Raw genomic sequence first — 21,696 nt, 5'->3', positions numbered from 1 at the left:
GCAATAAAAGGCCGCTCACGCTGAATTCAGCACGAAAAAATTGTTATTTTTATAATGAAAGGCTCTAAAGGACTCAGAGCCTCAGTAGAAAGCGTTACATGCCTTCTTTCATTTTCTGAACGTGACCTTCATTCAGGTGCACGATAGAAAGCAGATCTTCACCTGTTACGTCGAAGGCTTGACCGAAGCCCTTCACGTAACGACCAATCACTGGGTTTAAGCGGTATAGGCGGAAGTCACCTAGCTGGCTAAGGTTGTCGATCATCTCGCCAAGGCGCGTTTGCATCACGTCGATGCCCTGCTGCCAAAGCGCTGATTCACGCTCAATAAGCTCTGCATTGGTGTCGAATGACAAACGGCGGCGCGCAAAGATAGAGCGTGCTTCGTTTTCGTCTTCGATCATCATGATCGATACGGCTTTGCTGTGCTTTAGGTTTTGACCGTGAGTAGCAAGGTCACTCACTAGGATGTAGTAACCCTGCTCTGAAAATGCGAACGGTGCATAACTGGTATGCGGTTTGCCATCTTTATCAACAGTACCCAATTGCAGCGTTTTGCGCGCATCGCGGAATTCTTGGATTTCTGGACCTAGACGGTTTTGTAGACGTTCTGCCTTATCGATCATTTTGCCAACTCCTGTTTCATGGCATTAAACAGTTCAATTTGCTCTGGGAATAGTTGACGCTTTTTGTCGCGACCCAGGTAGATCTTGAATACACAATGACCTGTGCTGTCGAAGAAACCAATGTAGTGACTTTCTGTACCACGGAATGGTTTGCTGACGAACACGATGTCAGACACAAGCTCAAGACGAAGATGGCCGTGCAGTTGGCCTTCGCGGCCCATCAGGTTGTAGTAACCGTGAGCAAGTTTGCCTTTAGGGAATGCCGCTTTAAATTCGAAAACTGAACCACCAGAATGCACGATGGTGGTCACTTTGCCCCACGTTGGCATCACTTCAAGAATGCTTTGTGCCAATGCGCCATCTGCGCGCGCGATCATTTCTTCTGGCAGTGCCAGCGTGATTTCGCCTTCCGTCAATTTCAGACTGTCTACCATGTTCGAAACAGGGGTATGAATATCTTGCTCAAGGTATTCAGCAACGCGCTGTTTGGTTTCTGAGGTGACGATAATCGCTTGTTGCATTGTGTTACTACTCCTATGCAGCGACGTGAGCCGCTTTACTTTCTAATTCTTTTTGGTCTTCTGATGTTGTTTTCTTTTCGTCGCTAGGCATCAAGGCGCCCGGCATGCCCATTTTTGGCATTGCCATTCCACCCATGATCCTAGGTGCCGTCGCGCCGGAGGCTTTTGGTGCACTGCCTTGAATCACTTCAATCAGGTTCTGTGCAAGCGTAACAGCCCAGAATTGCCCTGCCAGCGTGAGCTTCAAGTAGCCACGATTGGTGAACTCGGCATCGCTTCTTTCAAGGTAGACCAAGCCATTTTCTTCCCACGCTTCAAACAGTGGGATCAGTGCGTTAAAAGTGCCTTTACCAGCCACCTTATCAAGCTTGTGTTCCGCCACGACGCCTGCATCGAAGGCAGATTTCACTTCAGCAGCCACCTCTTTATTGGTGGGTGCCATGGTCATCATAGTGACAGGGTAACGGTTCTCGTTGATCGCCGCGATATAGGTATCCATGTCACGGGTTTGCATCATCTGGCACCCGTTCACGTTGCCACCCGCACCCGCGCCTAACGGCATGATTTCTGCGGTGGTTTTAGCAAGCGAGTTGTAGATACTGCGTTCGCGGTTATCTGATGCCCAATGGTTCACACTCAAACGTTTTTGGTGGTGTTTCGCCATGAAGTTCACGCCCATTTCAAACATGGTCGCTTTCATTTGGGTATCAGCAGGATGCGGTAGCTTGCCCTGTTCGACCATTTTGGCCATTGGCAAACCTTGCATCTCAATCAATTGGTATAAGTCAACGCCGTGTGCGCCAGTCTCTAAGTAATCTTCAAGATCTTGCTGCCACACATCTAGCGTTTGGTAAGGCAGTCCGTAAAGAAGATCGAGAACAATCGGTGCGGCATTGTATGACACCAATTGTTGGATTTTTTCGATGACAACTTCGCGATCATCAAGGCGTTTCGCACTGCGGCGTACTTGGGTGTTGAAGCTCTGTACACCGAATGAGAAACGGTTTACACCCGCTTCCAGTGCCGCTTCAAACTTATCCGTACCAAAGCGGTTAATGCGCCCTTCAAGGGTGATTTCGCAATCTGGCGTTAGCGGGAATAGTCGACGAATGTCCGAAACAATGGTGTGGATCTGTGCCGCTGAAATGTCAGTCGGTGTGCCACCGCCAATGTAAACCGCTTGAAAAGGCGCGCCTTGCGTCCACGCTTGGGCCGCTTTCCATTCGATCTCTTTACGAAGCGCATCCACGTAGCTGTCGATCAGGTTTTTGCTCGACGCATATTGGAAGAAATTACAGTAAGTACAACGCACGCGACAAAAAGGAATATGGATATACAGACAGCGCGGTGCGAAGCGATTCGCTGGTACCAGTGAATGTGCAGCTGCAAGAGAAGACTGAATATCATCCCCTTTTACTGCGTGCATCATGCCACCAGCATGCGGGCTTTTTTTGCGTTGGAAGGCAAAACGGAGTGGATCTGGTGTGCGTTGGCCAACCAGTTCAACGTTGCTTAAATCAAACTTCATCGCCGAAAACGACCTTATACAGATAACAGCGCCACACTTCGGGCTGTCTTCAATTCGTGTTCTATCTTATGCATAACGAATTATAATGCAACTGATAATTGATATCATTTGCATTTCATGCATAATGCACATAGTTTCAGTCGTTTTCACGAAGCAGGAGAAAAGTGTGAACGCTCGACGGTACGTTGTTTGTGGTGTCGTTTCAGTTGCACTACACAGTTTGGCGCTTTCCGCTCAAACACCGCCACCACCCCAATTTTCGATGAATGATGCCGACACGGGCACACGTGTCGCAATACAACTTGTTGCTGCACCCCAGCCGGAGCCTGAACCCTCACCTGAAAAAATCAAACCCAAACTCATTGAAAAACCACCTGTTGAACAGCCTGTGGTGAAAGAGCCTGTTGTCGAGAAGAAACCGACGATCAAGAAACCCGTTGTGAAGAAAACAGACGTTAAGAAGCCCGTGGTTAAACAGCCAGTGGTTAAGAAAGCGCCCGAGGTGAAAAAGCCGATTGATAAAAAGATCGCGCCGAAACCTAAGCCTGTCGAGAAGAAGCCTGTTGAAAAGAAACCGAAAGAGGAAAAACAGGTAGAAAATAAAACTACCGTCAACAAGGCTGATGCGCAGGTAAACCAGGCAAAGAACAGTGCCCCAGTATTGGTTCAGCGCCCTACTTTCAAGGTTCGTCCTAGCCAACCGAAATACCCGCGCATTGCAAAGCGCAAAGGGATGGAAGGCAATGTGTTGATTGAAGTCTGGCTTGATGAAGAAGGTAACCAAACCAAACAGAATATTTTGCAAAGTTCTGGCTTCAATGAATTAGACGACGCCGCGTTGAAGGCGGTGAAGAAATGGCACTTTAACGGTTACAAAAATGACGGTGTAGCCTTAGCACACCGAGTAAGAATTCCTGTTCGTTTTAATCTGGATTAATCATGTTGGATCTACAATTTTTCTCCTCCATTCACGCACAACTTGGCATCATGACTTGGCCTCTGACACTGTTGTCAGCACTGATGCTTATGCTCATTTTCGAACGTTCCATCTTTGCTGCGCTGAACACAAAAACGCGCAGTAAGAGCCTTCAGCAAGAGATCTATACCCTTTCACTGACTGACGACAAGCAGCTAGAGCAATACGTTAAAGCACATCACCAAGACAAAGCCACCTTGTCTCAAGGCCTTTGTATGTTGATTAGCCACCGTCAATTCACCAAATCATTGCGTGAAGAAGCGGTGAGCATTTGGCTACAAAAGAAACGTCGCCAATTTACCTCTGGCCTAAAGCTATTGAATGTCATCGGCGTACTGAGCCCGCTCATTGGTTTGCTGGGTACTGTGATTGGCCTGATCGAAATGTTTAAAGGGCTGTCGGTCACACAAGGCGCGATTTCTCCATCAGAACTTGCTGACGGTTTGGGCTTAGCCATGTCTACCACGGCTGCCGGCCTGTTGATTGCCCTTCCTGCTATTGCGGCCTCTCAGCTGTTTAGCCTGTGGGCAGATCGCACCTTGGCGAAAATCGAATACGTATTGAACCACTTCAACTTGCACCTTGCGGGTGTGTCAGTGGATGAGAAAGGTATTTGTTGCACCAAGGTGTGCCCATCGAATTGTGACAATCAGCAAGACGCTGCCTCTAACGGCGTGAAAATGTCGGAAGCGAACGCATGATCCGTTCTCAACCTCAACAAGAAGCCAGTTCGTTTACACCGGATTTGACGCCGCTGTTGGACATCATTTTCATCGTGATGGTTTTCCTGCTGCTGACCGCGAACATTCAAATCAAAACCATGGAAGTGGCGATCCCGCAAACTTCGGATTCGGCGGTGCTTGAGTCGCCGAACCAGGATGTGATTGCGATTACTGTTCTCAACGGCTCGCCATCTTGGGCATTACAAGGTGAAGCGATCCCTGAATGGCAACTGTTCACCCATGCACTGCTTGAACTGATCAAAGCCAACCCGAATAAGCCGGTTGTGATTGCAGCCGACAAACAAGCGAGCGTCGAAAGCATGTTGAAAGTTCTCGCCTTTATGCAGAACAACAACATCAACGCCACCAATATCGTTATGGAAGAACAATGAAAAAATCTCACAAAACGTCAATGAAAGCGGCCTCTCTTCTCCTTGCCGCCTTGGTTTCTCCTTTTTCTATGGCAAACGATAACAAGGCTTCTGCTACGAAAGATGTGCGTATCGTCAGTGCCGGTTCAACAGTGACTGAATTGCTGTTCGCATTGGGTGCAGACAACAACGTGGTCGCCGTTGATCTCACCAGCCGTCATTACCTCGATGGGCGTGACATCCCAGTAATGGGGTATCACCGTCAACTTGCACCTGAGAGCCTCCTTGCATTGAGGCCTTCTCACTTGATCGGTTCTGCTGAAATGGGCCCAGATTCGACCTTGTCTCTGCTTCAAGCGGCAGACGTAAAAGTTGAAGCGCTGCCAACGGGCAACACGCTGCAAGATTTCAATACGCGCGTTGATGCCCTTTCTTCACTTACCCACACCGAAGAAAAAGGCGAAGAAATTAAAACCGATGTCGCAACCCACATTCTGCAACTGAAGAAGAACGCACCTGCGAAAAAGCCGAGTGTGATGTTCATGATGCTGTCAGATGGTCGCCCTTTGACCGTTGCGGGCGATGAAACCACGGTCAATACCGTGATTGAGCTGGCAGGAGGTGTAAACCCTGCCGCTGCATCAACCACCAGCTATAAACAGCTTTCAAGCGAAGCCATTGTGCAAATGCAGCCTGAATTCATTTTGATTTCTCAGCGTACGCTTGATCAAGTGGGTGGTATTGAAGGCGTGTTGAAGCAACAACCGCTGCTTGCTGCAACGCCTGCCGCGCAAAACAACCGAATCATTGCCATCAATGGTTATTCGATTTTGGGTGGTTTCGGTTTGGCGAGCCTTGAGCTGGCTACATCATTGAATGGCCGTTTCGTCGCTGCTGAGTAATTTGGATATCCCATGAACGATATGATGATTCGTCGCTTACCAGCAAAAATGCTGATGATGATGGCGACGATCTTGCTGTATATCGCCGTTGTTAGCTCCATCACTTTGGGGCCAATGAACATTGGTTTCAGCGACAGTTTAAAAGCGCTTCTTCCTATTGAAGCTGACCTTCCTGCTTACGCGACCGTGATCATCCAACAGGTGCGTTTACCGCGCACCCTGTTGGCGATTGCAATTGGTGGCATTCTTGCCATGTGTGGCACCGTCATGCAGGGCTTGTTCCGCAACCCGCTGGCTGACCCAGGCATTATTGGTGTGTCCGCCGGTGCCTCGTTGGGGGCAGCGATTGCCATTGTGCTGTTTGGCGGCATGATTGGCCACACAGCATTCCTTGTTTTAGGGACTGTGCCTGTGTTCGCGTTCCTCGGCGGTGCATTGGCGACGTATGCCATTTACTTCCTAGGTACAAGCAGCAACGGCACGTCTGTGACCATTATGCTGCTTGCAGGCGTGGCGCTCGGCGCAATTGCAGGTGCTGGCATGGGCTTGCTGAATTACTTCGCGGATGATCAAGCACTGCGTGATTTGTCTTTGTGGACCATGGGCTCACTGGCTGGCGCAACGTGGGATGCGATCATTCTGGCTTACGCCTCTCTCGCGATTCTTGCATTCCTTTACCAGCGTCATGCGAAACACTTGAATGCGTTGCTATTAGGTGAAGCAGAAGCACGTCACTTAGGCATCAACGTACAAACACTCAAGCGCACGCTGATTTTGCTGACCGCTGCAGGTGTGGGCGTCACCGTTGCGCTATCAGGCATGATTGGCTTTATTGGTCTTGTTGTTCCTCACATCGGGCGCATGCTGACAGGCCCTGACCACCGCACCCTGCTTCCAGTCTCGATGTTGTTGGGTGGCTTGGTATTGCTGGTTTCAGACATGATTGCGCGTACCATCGTTGCACCGCTTGAAATCCCTGTCGGCATTATTACCGCGGCGATCGGTGCCCCATTCTTTTTGGGCTTGCTCCTGAAACAACGAGGACGTTTGGCATAATGAGTATCGAGATAAAGAACGCGTCGTTAACTCTTGGCAACAAGGTGTTGCTGGATAATTTCAGCACTGCCATCAATGGTGGCGAGCTCACCATCATCCTTGGTCCAAACGGCACAGGAAAAAGCTCCCTGCTCAAACTCTTCAGTCAGGAGTGGCCGTGTAACGGTGAGCTGTCTTTTTATGGCAAATCAGTAAAAGCGTGGAAACCGGCAGAATTGGCGGAATCTGTGGGTATTCTTCCACAGTACAGTTCGTTGACCTTTGCTTTCACGGTAAGAGAAGTGGTTGAACTGGGCGGCCTTGCCTTACGCGCCTCTCAAAAGACCCTATCTGCGATTGCAGAAGAGAAAATGCAGGTGACAGATGTATTGCATCTCGCAGAGCGTCTCTATCCAAGTCTGTCTGGCGGTGAAAAACAGCGAGTGCATTTAGCGCGCGTATTGACGCAGCTTTCTCAATCGCCAAGAGACACCGTATTGATGTTGGATGAGCCCACATCGGCACTGGATATCGGACACCAACACAAGACATTGCGATTGGCTAAGCAGTTGGCCTCAGAGGGATCGACGGTGATCGCCGTGATCCACGATCTTAATCTCGCTGCGCAATATGCCGACCGCATTATGATGCTGAATAACGGACACATCGTGGCAGATGGCTCGCCACGCCAAGTGCTCACACCAAGCAATATCGAGAATGTGTACGGCTGGGCGGTACAAGTTATCCCTCACCCGCAAGAAGCATATCCGGTCGTATTGGCATAACGCCCTATCGATTTGGCTAAGTGTCCTACCGATTTGGCAAGCTGCGCGAGCGATATGATCGCGCGAATGCCGCACATAGCACGTCATCAACAAAGCTCTCTTCATGAGGGCTTTGTTTTTTTTAACCTCGGGAGAACAGGTATCCTTCACCTTCAGGTTGCTTGGTTACACCGAGATACCTTATAGTTTTTAGGTCGCCGAAATTAAATCACAAGCAAGGATACGAGAATGATTCGGACGGGTATTGTCGGTTTTGGTTTGTCAGCGCAAACATTCCATCTCCCTTTTCTCTCAGTACTACCAGATTTCGAACCTGTGGCGGTTGTATCAACGCAACGTGACGCGGTTCATCACGCCCTCCCTAATGCTGGGCTCTATGGCTCAATCGAAGAGATGCTCAGTGAAGCTGACCTCGATTTGGTCGTTATCACCACTCCAAACCACACGCATTACGATTTCGCACGTCAGGCGCTTGAAGCCGATTGCCACGTATTGCTCGAAAAGCCCTTCGTCGTGAAAAGTGGCCAAGGTCTCGATCTCATCAAAATCGCGAAAGAACGTGGCAAGATCCTTTGTCCGTATCAAAACCGACGCTGGGACGGTGACTTCCTTACCGCAAAAGCATTGATTGAATCTGGCGAGCTCGGCGCAGTACGCGTCTTTGAATCGCATTTTGATAGATTCCGCCCCGATGTGCGTCCTCGCTGGCGTGAACAGCCGGGTGATGGTGCTGGCATTCTGTACGACCTGGGTTCTCACTTGGTTGATCAGGCGTTGGTGTTGTTCGGTGACCCTGATTCAATCACGGCAACCTGCAAGGCCATTCGTAAGCAGTCTCAAACCAACGATTACTTCAACATGACACTTCACTACCCTGATAAAGACGTGATGCTATCATCTAGCCCTTATCGTTCTGGGACAGGAACACGATTTGTTGTGCAAGGAGAACGCGCTACCTTTTCATGCAGTGGATTAGACATCCAAGAACAGCAATTGCGTGACGGTGTCACTATCACCTATTCAGAATTTGGCCGCCAACAACACCAAGGTAAGCTTGAAATCGGTGACAGCGTCACTGATAAAGTGATCGACCTTGAATTCGGTAGTTATAGTCAACTCTTCGCAGAGCTTGCTCACGCCATACTGAATGCGGGTTCATCACCGATTGATGCGTATGATGCAGTTAAAGTTATCTACGCACTGGAACTCGCCCAACATTCGTCAGATGCAGGCAAGACAGAACGCTGGGAATTCTAATCCCGCGCTTGTCGCGAAAGCCTGGCCCACAGGGTTATCACGACGTAGATACAATTAAAGAAAAGTAAAAAGTGCCGAGGCTGTCGATTAGCCTCGGCGCTTTTTTGTTAACCCTTATAAGCCGAACACCCGCGAGTACTGGCCCTTCTCCTCCAAAACTCACCGAGATACAACACTCACCGAGATACAGCGCTCACCGTGTTAATAATGCCAGCGCGTTGATAGACGCTGCTTAGGGTTCCACTCTCGTAACCAAACTGCACATCCTTCCTTGCTTTTGCTGCCCGGCACCCATGAATACATCACACCCAATCATTTTATAAATTCGCCACTACATATAAGTTATAGTGCATTATGAGATGCTCTTTCTGCCACTTAACAGCCTGTTATAACGAAAAAAAGCCTGCACAAAGGCAGGCTTTAGGTATCAACATGGTTCAGATAAATCTGAGTTTTCGGTAAATCAAATCATCGAGCTGGCAACAACATACACCAACATGCCACCCAGCAACCAGAACACCGAGATATTGAATTTACGCATCACCGCGAAGCCAACAACGACTGCAACGATGTCAGCAATACCGTGGACGGCAGACACCCAAACAGGCTGGTAGAAGGCTGCCACCAATAAGCCCACTACCGCCGCATTAATCAGTGTTACAGCGCCAGCAAACTTATGATGACTCATCACTGCCTGCCATACAGGCAATGCAGCGAACAACAACAACGCGCCAGGCAGAAATATCGCCAAGGTTGCAACGACGCTGCCAAGCACAGGGTGGATCCCTTCCATTGAAGCACCAATATAGCTTGCAATGGTAAACATAGGGCCCGGAACCAATTGTGCTGCCGCATAGCCTTCAACCAAGGCATCACCCGACACTGCGTCGCCAATTAAGGGCTGTAACAACGGCAGCACGACGTGACCACCACCAAATACAAAGCTACCCGCTTGATAGAAGTGATTGAATAAGGTGATAAGGCCAGAACCGCTCGCCAATGCAGGAAGCACCAACAAGGCTGCAAACACACCAAATAGAACAAGCGTTTGTGTCAGATTCACGCCTTCACGCGCTTTAGGTGCGGTTGACTCGGGCTTTCTTATGAATACCCACCCTAACACGCCAGCAATTACGATAGGCATCAGCTGCGCAACCAGTCCGGTTTGCCACAAGATCCATGCCGCTGACACAAAACACACCAGCGCGGTCACAGCATCAGTGAGAAACTTCTTCGCCATCGTCCAAATTGCATCCGCAACGACAACAACCGCCAATAATTTCGCCGCTGAAATCAGTAGAGCCAGAACCGTCGAATCGCCCAGTTTTGCACTGTATACCGCAGCCAGTGTTAACAACGCGAAAGAGGGAAAGGTAAAACCGACAAACGCTGCTAACGCACCTAAGTACCCAGCTCTGTGATAACCAATGTACATGCCTAACTGGCTACTTGCAGGTCCAGGTAGAAACTGACAAAGGCTTAACCCCGTCGAAAACGTCTCTTCTTCTATCCAATGACGTTTCTCCACAAACTCTCGTTGGAAATATCCGATGTGAGCAACTGGGCCACCAAAACTCATACAGCCCAAAACAAAGAAACGATAAAAAACTTCAAACATTGTTCGTGTACCTCCATTTATGCCGCCAATTTTAACGGAGGCTATCCCATCAATGAAAACACTTTGTACTAATCAAGGTTATTAACCTCATCGATGAGTAAGCATTACCGGTTTAGCTGTGTTTCCTGCACGAACAAGATCCCTTTAAACCGCAGTTATTCGGGTAAAGATCGTGTGGATCTGTATCTTTACTACAAATGTATGTGAGTGCACACTAACTTACCGGCGTATTGTTTCCAGAAATCAACAAAGCACCTATATCATTGTTTTAAATAGCTTTAAAAGCCTTAGAGAGTAACAGGAGAAAGCCGGAACATGATTGAAAGTCACTTACATCTCACCTATTTATCGATCTCTCGCCCACTAACACGCCTAAAAGTAAGATCGACGATGTAAGAAAGACGGCACATCCCTTTTGATGATTTGCATTGAAGGCAGGAAAAGAATGGAAGGTAAAAATGCGTGAAAATTGTTGGTCGGTTGTTTGCTATAGATAGACAGATCACAGCCTATCATCACCAATGGCGATTAGATTCTTCATGTGACAACGTCACTCATGAATAAACAGAGAAATGTGGTAGTCTTATCCTCTATCTTATCAGTGACCTAATTACCGCATGTTAGATAACCTTCAGCAAATGGTCGTACTGGCGACCGTTGCACACGAACAGCACTTCACCCGTGCAGCAGAATTCTTGGGGATTTCAAAATCTCAAGTCAGCAAACAAATCCGCTACCTTGAAGAACGCCTTGGTGTTCAGCTTGTTCAGAGAAATACACGCTCGGTTTCGTTAACAGAAGCTGGCGAACAGTATGCCGCTTATGGGCGAAAGCTGATGGAGACCATGCAAGATGCCGAAGCAATGGTTGCTGGGTACAGAAATGAAGTGTCCGGAAGGCTAAAGATTGGCATTGCGCAATCTTTTGGAAATGTGCAAATCACTCGCCTACTGTCTGCCTTCCAACAGCAAAACCCTTCCCTCGAATTAGAAGTGCATTTGTTCGATCATCGCCCTAATCTTCTGGAAGATGGCTTCGACTGTTGGCTAGCGATTCATGAAAATTTACCTGAAGGTATGGTGGCGAAAAAGTTGGCGGACTGTCAGTTTAAATTGGTCGCATCACCGGCTTATATCGAAGAACATGGCATGCCATCTCACCCTTCTGATCTTCGTGACCATAACTGCATAACCTATCAAAGTGTTCAGCGCACCTACGACCAATGGCCATTCTCTCGCGATGGCAGCGATCAGTCAGTTACCGTGCGTGGCGGTTATCGAATCAATAATGCCCCTGCGGTGTTAGAGGCAGCAAAGTCAGGTGTCGGTATCGCCTACATTGCGACTTACCTGCTTGGGAGCGAGTTGCAGGAAGGAAAGCTCAAGGTATTGATGTCGGATTGGAAGCCAACATTGAAACTGCCGATCTATGCTGTTTATCCTCGTCGCGAATATTTAGCACCCAAGGTACGCCGTTTTGTCGACTTCCTTGCGGAGAACATTGAACGTTCAGCGCTAGCGCCATTGAGTGACGGACAGCTATAAACAGCCTTTTTCACTCACGCTATAGACAAACAAAAAGCGGATTTAGTGACGTTGTCACTAAATCCGCTTTTTTTATAATACCCTATATAACAATATGTTACGTATAGAACAGAGCGTTAAATATCTGCTTTTTTACCTGTTGGCATCGCGTACATCGCTCGCACGATTTCAGCAACACCTTCTGGCAATGCTGACAACTTAGAATCAAATTGCACGCGCTCTTTGTCTGTCACTGACTCGTGTTCACGGCCTGCAGCAATGTAGTTGGACGGGAACAAATGATAGTTCTTGTAGATTTGGCGATCAATTTCCGCAGCCAGTGTTTCCGGTGTATCGAACTCGTTACCAATCACATCACCGAACGCGACATGAATGCGACGTTTCTGTCCAACAATGCCTTGAACGATGCTTTCGATATCCTCGAATTCACCTTTCTCATACGCACCGGCTGTTTCTTTTTGAAATAGCTCATTCGCTTTCGCGGCGTCACACGGATCATTCTCGTAAGAGATTGTCACTGGCACGATACGTAGCTGAGAAATGTAGTCAGCAAAATCAACTTTCTGACGACGGCCTTCCAACGAAAACATTTTTAAGATCGCTGGATCCGTTTTATCGTCGCCGTCTTTTGCACGCCCTTCTTTCTGCGCAATCCAAATAGATTGCTTTTCATCGAGCGATGATTTGATATACGCAGACAATTGCGAGAGTGCTTTCATCATTTCACGCGGCGCTTTTGCCGAACGCTTAACGATGAAGCTTTTGTTCAATTTCATTAATTCAGTTGCGCACGGTTTCTTCAGTAGGTTATCGCCAATCGCGATACGCACTGTGTCGAACTGATTATTATGCAAACACCAGTTAACCATTGCTGGATCCATCGCAATATCGCGGTGGTTGGATACAAACAAATAGCTTTGGTTAGGATCAAGTTTATCGAGGCCACTCGTCGACAATCCTTCCGACGTGTTTTTTATCATTGATTCCATGTATTTCGCGACATGTAATTGCACATCACTTATCGTCGAGATCTTTTTCCACTTAGAGCGGAGGTAGTGTTTAAGGAAAGGTTTGATTAACCAACCTGCTACACCCGAGATTTGTGGAAAACGATATTTAAGAATTGCATTGATAAACTCTTCGTCATTCACCAAGCGCTCGAGTGCGCCAGGTACTTCGTCATCACGAAAAGGACGGATTTCTGAGAAAGGATCATTAGTTTGTTGCACGAGACTCTACTTACTCCGTTGAAAACCACGCCATTCTACGTGGATAAAGAATTTCAAACATTGTTTTGATCATAAATCCTGAGAGGTTGGAGGTCTAACCACAAGTTAATATACAAAGAATGTAACAAGCTGACTATTTCTTCTCCAATCAAATACCGAGTTGCTTGATCTCATCGGCAAAACCAATGAGTATGTGCGCCTTGTAACAAGAGAATCATTACATGAAGCAAGCCATCGAATTTCACTTTCATCAAGCCGATACACTTTTTGTGGGCGGACGCAAAGCACAGCCTCACGCCACTTTCCTTTATGTGCATAAAGGCGCGGCCCTAATTCGACTCGGCAAAAACGAGTTTCCAGTGTGTGCAGGCCAAAGCTACTGGCTTCCGTCTGGTTGTTTGAATGCGGTAACGATATTGCAAGGTTCTGACGTGTCCACGTTGGACTTTTCAGTACGAACGATTGTCGCGCTTCCAACGCAATCAGGTTTCTTCTCGCCTTCTCCGTTGTTAGATGGGCTGATGGCAGAGCTCGGTCACCATCAAAAACTCGGCACAACCGACTGGGATTCTGCCTATGGTCGTTTGCTGCGTTGTTTACGTGACTATGTCACCATCCACCCGCCTTTGCAGGGCATCTCGAAAGAAACGGCTTTGTTAGAAAAGGCGATTGATAAGTTAGCAAAGGGCCAGTTGGGTGACATTGCAGAGAACAATGCACTGGAACTGTCGTTGCAACTTTCCGTCGATGCACTTTCAGACCAACTTTTGGTGCGAGAATGGGTGCGTGCAATAAAGTCTGGTCAAAAAGTGGCGAAGATAGCGAGCAAGGCGTCACTCAATGAAGAAGAAGTGGCCGCCAAGCTGAAAGCGATTGCGGGTTACTGAAAGGGAACCTGAAGTTGCAACATAAATTCGGTATCGGTTTGTTCATGCCAACGCACGTCAAACCGATATCTGGCACTTCCGTCGACGGACTCAGTACCAAAGCTAAAATTCAATCCGTGGTTCATTAACCACTCTTGTGTGCTCACACCATCAGAACCCAAGCTGTATTCTTCAAGTTCTTCGGGTTTCCAAACGCCGAATCCGTAATAACTGTTCCCCGCCTCCGCGGTGAGATAATTGGGTGCATCCAAACCATAACGCCAGCCATCCCAAATATTAGGAAGCTCGACGTCTTCAACTCTCCATTCCATCAAATCAGATCGACGACCAAAATCGGTGTTTAGCTGATACTTACCACCGTCTGTAATGACGGTTTGTGATGATGCATGTTCGGGAGAATAAGCTGCATGTAAAAGTGACGGCGTCACAAGCGTGCATAAAGTGAGGCTTGCACATACAAAGTGTTTCAACACAGTACAAAGATCCCGTAAATATTGAATATTGTTATTCTTTTAAAAAAACGAAAGCATCAGATGATTGCCATACCTGGGCAGGTAAATCTAATCAAAATCCTTCTTCGTTAACTGTCTTGCCAATGTTGGTGTCGTTAATGAAGACACGTCATCTTCTGAACCTAAGCGCTCTCGAATATGCGTACTTCGGACATTCACCGTTTCGGGGCAAGCCAAAATGTTCCATCGCGCCATAATTTCTGCAGACTTATGGAACTTTGCAAAGCTTAGGAAATTATCAGGCCCAAGCACAAACGTCAGTTCAGAAGTGGGATATTGGTTCTGAAGATGGTTTAACAACGCCCACGTTGTTACCGCTTCTCCCCCGGCTATATCCCTCTCATCCGAACACAGCATAATGTTATCGAGGGCTGCATCTTGAATAAATGCCGTTACCCACGCACACCGTTTTTCAAAGTCCGCCATTTTCTTGCCCCATGCGTGCGCATAGTTGGGGACAAGTAAGACACGGTCGAAATGAGAGAGTCGCTGAATAACACTGAGATGACCAAGGCTCGGCGGATTAAATGCGCTACCAAATATAGCAATTTGTTTGGGGGGATTCTTCTCAGTCATTTCAAAATGTTTATCAATTTGTTAGTAGTCCTTAATCTGACACAGTTCATGATCAAGGAGAAGTCGATTTATCTATTTTGAGGCCTCTCAATGGCTCAACTGATGAATTAACGCACAAAACTGCAACGCGCGTTATTATTTTCTTTTTAAGCAACAAATAGCCAAGAAACTAAATTCATTGAATTCGCGTATAAATCGTTCGTAATGACAGTTTTACCCATGAATGAACATGATTTTGTCGTCAAGATATTGCAAAATAGTCTGAATTGTTCAGCGAAAGCGAAAATGAGGAAACCCGCGAAATGGAACAAGCTATCCGCGCAGAGATGCAAGTACTCCCGTCAATTGACCCTGCCTTTGAAGTTGAGCGCCGTGTTAACTTTATCAAGAACCGACTCAAAGCCTCTTTCACACGTTCACTCGTGTTGGGCATCAGTGGCGGTGTGGATTCTTCAACCTGTGGTCGACTCGCACAATTGGCGGTGGATCAGCTAAATCAAGAAACCGGCTCAACGGATTACCAGTTTATTGCTGTTCGCCTTCCTTACGGTATTCAGCAAGATGAAGACGAAGCCCAACTTGCACTTAGCTTCATTCAGCCGACACACTCCGTTAGCGTTAACATTAAAGAGGGTGTTGACGGGCTTCACGCGTCTTCCCTTTCTGCGCTAGCAAATACCGGTCTTATTCCACAAGACGATGCAAAAGTAGATTTCGTGAAAGGCAACGTTAAAGCCCGTGCTCGCATGGTTGCACAATACGAAATTGCAGGGCTTGTTGGCGGCCTCGTGCTGGGTACTGACCATTCAGCAGAAAACATCACGGGTTTCTACACCAAGTTTGGCGACGGCGCTTGCGACCTTGCCCCTTTGTTTGGTTTAAGCAAACGCCAAGTCCGCCAGCTTGCGGCTTTCATGGGGGCGCCAGAATTGTTAGTGGTGAAAACACCGACAGCAGATTTGGAAGAATTGGCACCGCAAAAAGCAGATGAAGATGCACTTCAGCTGACTTACGATGAAATCGATGATTTCTTGGAAGGCAAAGATGTGGAAGCGCGTGTCTCTGAGCGCTTAGTTTCAATCTACAAGATGACGCAACACAAACGCCAACCTATTCCGACGATTTACGACGACGAATAATCGCTCATCAAGTAATCAGCAAAAACAAGAAACGCCTGTCTTACAACAGGCGTTTTTACGTTATTCGTTGTATAAACTGCGTTTTAAAATCGCGCGAGTTTGTCTCCCACCTCAATTAACATGTCCAGCTCCCACCACACCATTTCACACATACCGTGTCGATACGCAGCTTTTCTAAATTCCGCATGTTCAGATTGATACATCACGAATTTGTCGGGGCTAAACAATCGGCAAGTTTTGACGTTCGCCAGTCGATCACACGCTTTGACAATGAGTGCGAGCTTTGCGGCATCTTCATTTTCGTCGAGCAATCGTAAACGGGCGTTCAACTGCTGTTTGCGTGTTGCCCTATCGCTGGCGATCGGATCGGTCACATAGCTTACCGACAGTGCAATGAGTTCACCGAAGTCGTGAACGATTTCGTCGATGCTGGTTGTCGTGTCTTCAAGCACATCATGAAGCTGTGCGATGATCATGGCATTCATGCCGAACGGTTGAGCTAGGCGCTCTACATCATCCAAATGAACATGATAAGGAAATTCGCCATACCACTGTCCTTCATGGCGTGCACGAGCAAAAGTTCTGGCGAGTAGCAATCGATCGTTCAAGCGCTTTCCCTACAAAGACGATGATTTAGAGATGTTGTACCCAAGTAACTTAAAAACACAGACTCATTCACGCTACAGGGCTTCAAATCGTTCCGCTCAGGGGCAGAATAACGTGAAAACCTCGCAGTTTTACATCGAACGTGATGTAAAGCGCTGACGTTGTCATCGCAGTTGGTTTGGGTATTGGTATGTGGCTAATTTTCCGACATTTTGAGGGGAATTGAAAAAGAAAACGGCCAATAAATTGGCCGTTTTCACATTAATCGTCTTTCTTCGCTGCTTCACGTTCACGGATTTCATTAGCAACGATCATAATGGCTTCGCCACTACTCATTCCTGTCGCCATTAATGCGTGAATTCGCTCAGCGGCTTCTTGTTGTTCACTGTGCGTTAGCGTCGGCATATTGTTCATTGGCGATCTCAAATCTATCAGTTAGGATGCCGCGTATTCTAATGCCGACTTAGGCAGTTGTCACTGTTCGCCTTTCCAACTCACTACTTTTGTAACGTCTTAGAACATAAAGGCGAGCTGCGCCGATGCCCCATAGCTATTGGTATCAATGATCGACGCTGAAATATCAAAGTGCACAGTGTTAGCTGGGGACAAGCCCAGACCCAAGGTTAAGGTGCCGTCTAGCGTGTCTTCTAGATCGTTGATGTAACCGCCACGAAGTTGCGCCCAGCCCCATGCATTAAACTCAGCACCGACACGAACGAGCTGCGTGTTGTCTTTGATCTCAGGGCCAGAGCCAGAAAAACGCGTCTGATCATTCAAATCAATGTCTAACGCGAAGGTCGCAAGATCAGTGACATAAGCTGTACCCAGTGTATAAAGCGGATCAACATGGTAGGTATATTCACGGGTACGGAAAGCAGTTTTGATGTCATTCGAAATCAAGTTTTTACCGGCAAGCGCGACACGAAAAGGTCCATTCTGCCATGCCACACCAATGTCCATGTTAAAGGCACTGTCTTCTGTTCGGTGTTCATCGGCATCCCAATCATCCACATCAAAATCATCTACCGACACTTCATAGTGATAGGTATACAGTTTTTGGGATTTTGGCGTCACGCCAACAGCGATCCGTTGCCCCGCCAATTCAACATTGCCAGCAAGAGCTAGACCCACATCAACCACGCCAAATGCAAGAACACGTGCATTCGATGACAGTGACGTAGACGTACCATTTTCAATGGCAGAGATGTCGGAATCTGAAATTTCCGGAAGGACAATGGCTTCGGTATACCCTTTTACAAAGAAGTTACCCGAAACCGTGTTAGTAGGGATAGCAACCGCACCACCAATACCGCCGCTGATATACGCAACACGACCGTCGAGGTTTCTCAATGCATTCGCGGTGTTGGTCTGGTTGTCCGAATTGGTCGGGTTGTTTTGGAAATTATCGTACACATCGCCAAAGTCTTCGAGACCATCCACCAGCTCATCAGGGTCGCGAAATTGGATACCAATTGTCGGGAACAAAATGCCAAACGCGCTGGTTGGCTCTAGCGCTACCAATGCTGGGTTGTGAAAACCTGCGGCCAAATAATCTGCGGCTGCAGTGCCAGCGCCACCCATAGCATCGATACGCGCGTCAACACTGTAGTTGGCGGCATAGGTTGAGAAAGAAGCAAAAGCTACGCTGAGCGCCACAATACTTTTTTTCATGATTTGAAATCCATCTCCAAGTGCCAGTTACAAGCAATCGCGCTAAGGAAGCACACTGCCTAAGTTCTTTTACTGATACTAGTCGAGGCGATTTAAGATGATGACGACGTGTCTCTAAGGTGTGACGCTATTCAAAGGTTAATACAGGAATTAAACAAAGCACCGAGCATTTTAGAGAGATGATTCGGAAGAGTAACCTGAATAACATTCAGGTTACGTAATGAAAATTAGGGAGAAAGTGTGCGTAAATCGATGTCAGGAAGATCAATAGCACGGCCTATTCGCTGTACTTCTTCAAACAAAATGGCGCCCTGCCAACGACGTTCTATCAAGGCTACAGTCAGCCAATATTGGCCATCTGTAACATCAAGAACCGGCAAAGATGTCGGTAGGTTTTTGTCTTTTTCCTCAGACCATATCGGTGCTGAATCGTCAGTATCTTGGCGATAAAGGTTCATCGAAAGGAAAGGTCTTGGACACGACCCCTTGAGATCGGTCGGTGGCGATATTCGCCAACTGCGGCTGTCTTTCCAACTGATTTTTTGAATCGGCTCGGGCTGACTCACGATCACCCATGACGACCACACTTCGCCAGTCAACGAGGTGAGCTCGAGCTTGTAGAGCCCCGATTTGACCGCACGAGATAGCCCCTCGATTTCTAACTTAAAATCGTTGGCTTTGTCTTCGGGCAAATCGACCAGCACTAATGGACGATCTGGCCAGGCAGAAAACGACACTTTACCAATACCCTGCTTAGACGTGCCATACAGAGAAAACTGATAGTAAACACGGTTAGGCGTTTGAACCGTTTCTCGACGCACGACCACGCTTTGAAGCCAACTTGGCAACGAAAGCGTGCTCAGGCTCCGACCACAATCTTCATTGATCGCTAACGAAAGTAGTTCTGCCAAGTGGCGTTCTTCGGTGTCGTTCTTAACTTGTTGCCAAGCTTCAACCATGGCATCAAAACTGGCTGCTGTTTCGCCTTCGAGTAATCGCTGATGTGCTGAGGTCAACGCATCAGAACCACTAAACCACGCCGCCGTTGCAGAGAACGACGTCGTTAAGAAAAGGAAGAAACAAGCAAGCCTAAAAATCATTGCACCTTCATGCGGTAGCCAACGCCACGCAACGTCTCTATTTCAATTTCAGGGAGTTTTTGGCGAAGCTGAAGTACGTGCGTATCGACCGTTCGCGTTGTTGGGTAATGGTTGTAACCCCACACTTGATCAAGCAATTCATCACGCGTGAATACACGTCCTGCGTTTTTCGCCAAGAAAGCCAAGAGGTCAAACTCTGTACGGGTTAAGATCACTTCACTGCCCGAACAAATCACACTGCGTTGTGCCATGTTAATGCGCAAAGTACCAACGATGATGTCATCTTCAGACACGCTATCGCCTTCCGTCACTGGGCGACGTAAATGCACACGAATACGCGCAAGCAACTCAGCCTCAGCAAAGGGTTTGGTCATGTAATCTGTCGCGCCTGAATCCAAACCGCCAACGCGATCACGTACAGATACCATGGCTGTCAGCATGATAATTGGAACGTCTTTGATCTTTTTCCAGTTAGGAAGCCAATCCATTGAATCGCCTTCAGGCAATTGGCGATCAAGTACCACTAAGTCCGCATCTGCCCACAAAGCTTCCACTTTTTCAGCACAGTCAGCGTATAAACATTTGTAGCCATTTTGCTCCAGACTCGCCAATAGGCCATCTGCTAAGTTTGCGTCATCCTCAACGAGCAGCAGTGTCGTTTGGGTCACAAGGTATCTCCAGAATAAACGTGGTAGGCGGTCCAACTAAGGTTAATCGACCCCCCATCCTATCAATCATTGATTCAACGATCGTGAGGCCAAGGCCGAGGCCTTTTTCACTCACAAACGGTTTTCTTATTGTCTTCCAGTCTTTTGCGGATAACTGTCCTTGATCCTGCACTTTGATTGTCAGGAGACCGCCATTGATTTCCGCCATGACGTTAACCGGTGCAATACCGTATTTCTTGGCGTTACTTATCAAGTTGTCGAGAGAGGTCGTTAGCCAATACACATTGACCGCGATTTCAGCGTCCTCTCCCACTATCAATTCAACTTCTCGCTCTTCACAAATGAAAGAAAGCCATTCCACATAGGAAGGAATGTGTTCGCGATAAAGTTGCTGTTGATTCGATTGAAGATAATCCTTACTGGCTTCAGCAAGTTGCTTCAATCGCATCGAATCTTCACATAGGCGTCGGAATTCATCATACAAAGGTTCTGGGAGACTATCGAATTTTCGACGAAAGCCTTCAACCGTCATCGACAAGCTCGCAATCGGTGTACGCAATTCATGCGTTAAGATCTGCAACACCAACATACGCTCTTGCATCAAGCGTCGTTTGATCGCCCAACGGTTAAATACCCAAACACCAAACCAGACTAAGTTAATCGCACCTAGCCCTAAAACAAGCTGCGACCAATAAGAAGGGGCACGCTCGATATTCCAACAAACATTACCGATACGCGATAAGCAGTAATTTTCAGATCCTGTCGATGCTATCAACAAATCTGCACGTCCAAGTGGCGCTAACCACTCTTCAGCGGAATAGATCTCATAGTCACTACCTTGGCGAACCCACAATTCGTCACCAGAGAGTATGAATTCTGCGCCGCCATTCAATGCATTGATGCCATTTTCAGACATCCTTTGTAAACGTCCGAGCAATGTGTCTGGCGGGGATAATAAACGTTCCTTGATATGAAAGAAACGTAATAGATCATCACGCACATCCGGATATTTTTCGACGAACTTAGCGGCGTAACTACCGCCGCCGGGATGGATTAAATTAGAACGCGAAAACCAGACTGGAGGAAGGCGCGTGTTGAAGCACAACGCCCGAGTAAAAACCAAAGGATCGGTAACAAGCGGGCTCACCGGCCAAGGCCCCTGACACTTCTCAGATGCTTGATAAAGGCGCTTCAAATCTTTGAGCGGGTATGACGCCGACTGAGGAAGAAGACTGTCTGGCACCAACAGTGCTTTGGGGTATTCGCTATGAATGGCATTGAGTTCGTAACTAGCGACGGGGTTTTCTTCCAATAGCGATGCTCTGAACGCATTTAGCTGTTCAGGGAAAGACGCCTCTGCCATCGCAAAACCGCTAACAGAGAGAAGAAAGGTAAGAAGAAACATTCGCATAGCGTGAGATTAG

Annotated in this window: 23 protein-coding genes; 10 read left to right on the top strand and 13 right to left on the bottom strand. The window is 47.6% G+C overall.

The genetic code is table 11. From position 1 onward, the window contains the following. Positions 1-94 precede the first annotated feature (94 nt). The 3 genes from hutZ to hutW are packed head-to-tail and all read right to left on the bottom strand — an operon-like array spanning position 95 to position 2,674. A complete protein-coding gene (gene hutZ / locus EQP46_RS00555; RefSeq protein ID WP_017008944.1) occupies positions 95-625 on the bottom strand; it encodes a heme utilization protein HutZ in 531 nt (176 codons plus the stop codon). Continuing rightward, positions 622-1,146, bottom strand: a complete 525-nt coding sequence (hutX, locus tag EQP46_RS00550; protein WP_017008945.1) for a heme utilization cystosolic carrier protein HutX — start codon at positions 1,144-1,146, stop codon at positions 622-624. Before hutX ends, hutZ begins: the two co-directional genes overlap by 4 nt. Before the next feature lie 13 nt (positions 1,147-1,159). Beyond that, on the bottom strand, positions 1,160-2,674 hold the full coding sequence (gene hutW / locus EQP46_RS00545) for a heme anaerobic degradation radical SAM methyltransferase ChuW/HutW (RefSeq protein ID WP_129491788.1): 1,515 nt from the start codon (positions 2,672-2,674) through the stop codon (positions 1,160-1,162). Between the two features lie 166 nt (positions 2,675-2,840). Here hutW and EQP46_RS00540 point away from each other — a divergent pair, with 166 nt between their 5' ends. The 7 genes from EQP46_RS00540 (at position 2,841) to EQP46_RS00510 (ending at position 8,722) form a co-directional block, all read left to right on the top strand. After that, positions 2,841-3,611 (top strand): energy transducer TonB, encoded by a 771-nt coding sequence (locus EQP46_RS00540; protein ID WP_129491787.1) that lies wholly within the window; start codon positions 2,841-2,843, stop codon positions 3,609-3,611. A 2-nt stretch (positions 3,612-3,613) separates the two neighbouring features. Beyond that, complete coding sequence (locus tag EQP46_RS00535; RefSeq protein ID WP_129491786.1) at positions 3,614-4,351, top strand: MotA/TolQ/ExbB proton channel family protein; 738 nt, start codon at positions 3,614-3,616, stop codon at positions 4,349-4,351. Further along, positions 4,348-4,764: an ExbD/TolR family protein gene (locus EQP46_RS00530; RefSeq protein WP_129491785.1), complete on the top strand. Its 417-nt coding sequence runs from the start codon at positions 4,348-4,350 to the stop codon at positions 4,762-4,764. Before EQP46_RS00535 ends, EQP46_RS00530 begins: the two co-directional genes overlap by 4 nt. Next, the gene (locus EQP46_RS00525; protein ID WP_129491784.1) at positions 4,761-5,645 is read left to right on the top strand and encodes a heme/hemin ABC transporter substrate-binding protein; all 885 of its coding nucleotides are present in this window, start codon (positions 4,761-4,763) and stop codon (positions 5,643-5,645) included. Before EQP46_RS00530 ends, EQP46_RS00525 begins: the two co-directional genes overlap by 4 nt. 12 nt (positions 5,646-5,657) lie before the next feature. Continuing rightward, complete coding sequence (locus EQP46_RS00520; RefSeq protein ID WP_129491783.1) at positions 5,658-6,701, top strand: FecCD family ABC transporter permease; 1,044 nt, start codon at positions 5,658-5,660, stop codon at positions 6,699-6,701. Then, the gene (locus EQP46_RS00515; protein ID WP_129491782.1) at positions 6,701-7,465 is read left to right on the top strand and encodes a heme ABC transporter ATP-binding protein; all 765 of its coding nucleotides are present in this window, start codon (positions 6,701-6,703) and stop codon (positions 7,463-7,465) included. The genes EQP46_RS00520 and EQP46_RS00515 overlap by 1 nt, the downstream gene beginning before the upstream one ends. 228 nt (positions 7,466-7,693) lie before the next feature. Continuing rightward, entirely contained in the window at positions 7,694-8,722 is a 1,029-nt protein-coding gene (locus tag EQP46_RS00510; protein WP_129491781.1) for a Gfo/Idh/MocA family oxidoreductase, read from the top strand. A gap of 463 nt (positions 8,723-9,185) precedes the next feature. Here the strand turns inward: EQP46_RS00510 and chrA are convergent, their stop codons facing one another. Further along, the gene (gene chrA / locus EQP46_RS00505; RefSeq protein ID WP_129491780.1) at positions 9,186-10,340 is read right to left on the bottom strand and encodes a chromate efflux transporter; all 1,155 of its coding nucleotides are present in this window, start codon (positions 10,338-10,340) and stop codon (positions 9,186-9,188) included. Positions 10,341-10,957: 617 nt separating this feature from the next. Between chrA and EQP46_RS00500 the strand changes: the two genes are divergently transcribed. After that, positions 10,958-11,884, top strand: coding sequence for a LysR family transcriptional regulator (locus EQP46_RS00500; protein ID WP_129491779.1), 927 nt, complete (start codon positions 10,958-10,960; stop codon positions 11,882-11,884). A 116-nt stretch (positions 11,885-12,000) separates the two neighbouring features. Here the strand turns inward: EQP46_RS00500 and EQP46_RS00495 are convergent, their stop codons facing one another. Further along, positions 12,001-13,113 (bottom strand): 1-acyl-sn-glycerol-3-phosphate acyltransferase, encoded by a 1,113-nt coding sequence (locus EQP46_RS00495; RefSeq protein WP_129491778.1) that lies wholly within the window; start codon positions 13,111-13,113, stop codon positions 12,001-12,003. 221 nt (positions 13,114-13,334) lie between these two features. Between EQP46_RS00495 and EQP46_RS00490 the strand changes: the two genes are divergently transcribed. Beyond that, positions 13,335-14,000, top strand: coding sequence for a hypothetical protein (locus EQP46_RS00490; protein ID WP_129491777.1), 666 nt, complete (start codon positions 13,335-13,337; stop codon positions 13,998-14,000). Here the strand turns inward: EQP46_RS00490 and EQP46_RS00485 are convergent. Next, positions 13,994-14,428 (bottom strand): hypothetical protein, encoded by a 435-nt coding sequence (locus tag EQP46_RS00485; protein ID WP_240671573.1) that lies wholly within the window; start codon positions 14,426-14,428, stop codon positions 13,994-13,996. The two genes, EQP46_RS00490 and EQP46_RS00485, sit on opposite strands and share 7 nt — an antisense overlap. Before the next feature lie 132 nt (positions 14,429-14,560). Then, a complete protein-coding gene (locus EQP46_RS00480; protein ID WP_129491775.1) occupies positions 14,561-15,088 on the bottom strand; it encodes a nicotinate-nicotinamide nucleotide adenylyltransferase in 528 nt (175 codons plus the stop codon). Between the two features lie 302 nt (positions 15,089-15,390). On the opposite strand from EQP46_RS00480, the gene nadE reads away from it, so the two are divergent. Further along, on the top strand, positions 15,391-16,227 hold the full coding sequence (gene nadE, locus EQP46_RS00475; protein WP_129491774.1) for an ammonia-dependent NAD(+) synthetase: 837 nt from the start codon (positions 15,391-15,393) through the stop codon (positions 16,225-16,227). Between the two features lie 83 nt (positions 16,228-16,310). On the opposite strand, the gene EQP46_RS00470 is transcribed toward nadE, so the two are convergent. The 6 genes from EQP46_RS00470 to EQP46_RS00445 form a co-directional block, all read right to left on the bottom strand. Beyond that, positions 16,311-16,835 carry a nucleotidyltransferase family protein gene (locus tag EQP46_RS00470; RefSeq protein WP_129491773.1) on the bottom strand — a complete coding sequence of 175 codons (525 nt, stop codon included), beginning with the start codon at positions 16,833-16,835 and terminating at the stop codon, positions 16,311-16,313. 259 nt (positions 16,836-17,094) lie between these two features. Next, entirely contained in the window at positions 17,095-17,247 is a 153-nt protein-coding gene (locus EQP46_RS00465; RefSeq protein WP_074926903.1) for a YoaH family protein, read from the bottom strand. A 99-nt stretch (positions 17,248-17,346) separates the two neighbouring features. Beyond that, entirely contained in the window at positions 17,347-18,504 is a 1,158-nt protein-coding gene (locus EQP46_RS00460) for a conjugal transfer protein TraF (RefSeq protein WP_129491772.1), read from the bottom strand. Positions 18,505-18,731: 227 nt separating this feature from the next. Then, a complete protein-coding gene (locus EQP46_RS00455) occupies positions 18,732-19,604 on the bottom strand; it encodes a DUF2861 family protein (protein WP_129491771.1) in 873 nt (290 codons plus the stop codon). Beyond that, positions 19,601-20,272: a response regulator transcription factor gene (locus EQP46_RS00450; protein WP_017007936.1), complete on the bottom strand. Its 672-nt coding sequence runs from the start codon at positions 20,270-20,272 to the stop codon at positions 19,601-19,603. Before EQP46_RS00450 ends, EQP46_RS00455 begins: the two co-directional genes overlap by 4 nt. Continuing rightward, positions 20,244-21,677 carry an ATP-binding protein gene (locus EQP46_RS00445; protein ID WP_129492163.1) on the bottom strand — a complete coding sequence of 478 codons (1,434 nt, stop codon included), beginning with the start codon at positions 21,675-21,677 and terminating at the stop codon, positions 20,244-20,246. Before EQP46_RS00445 ends, EQP46_RS00450 begins: the two co-directional genes overlap by 29 nt. Positions 21,678-21,696: the final 19 nt, after the last annotated feature.

It is taken from the genome of Enterovibrio baiacu (assembly GCF_004120195.1).
Classification (GTDB): Bacteria; Pseudomonadota; Gammaproteobacteria; order Enterobacterales; family Vibrionaceae; genus Enterovibrio; species Enterovibrio baiacui.
The sequence above is the reverse complement of the archived record's forward strand: the minus strand, read 5'-3'. Positions and strand labels throughout refer to the sequence as shown.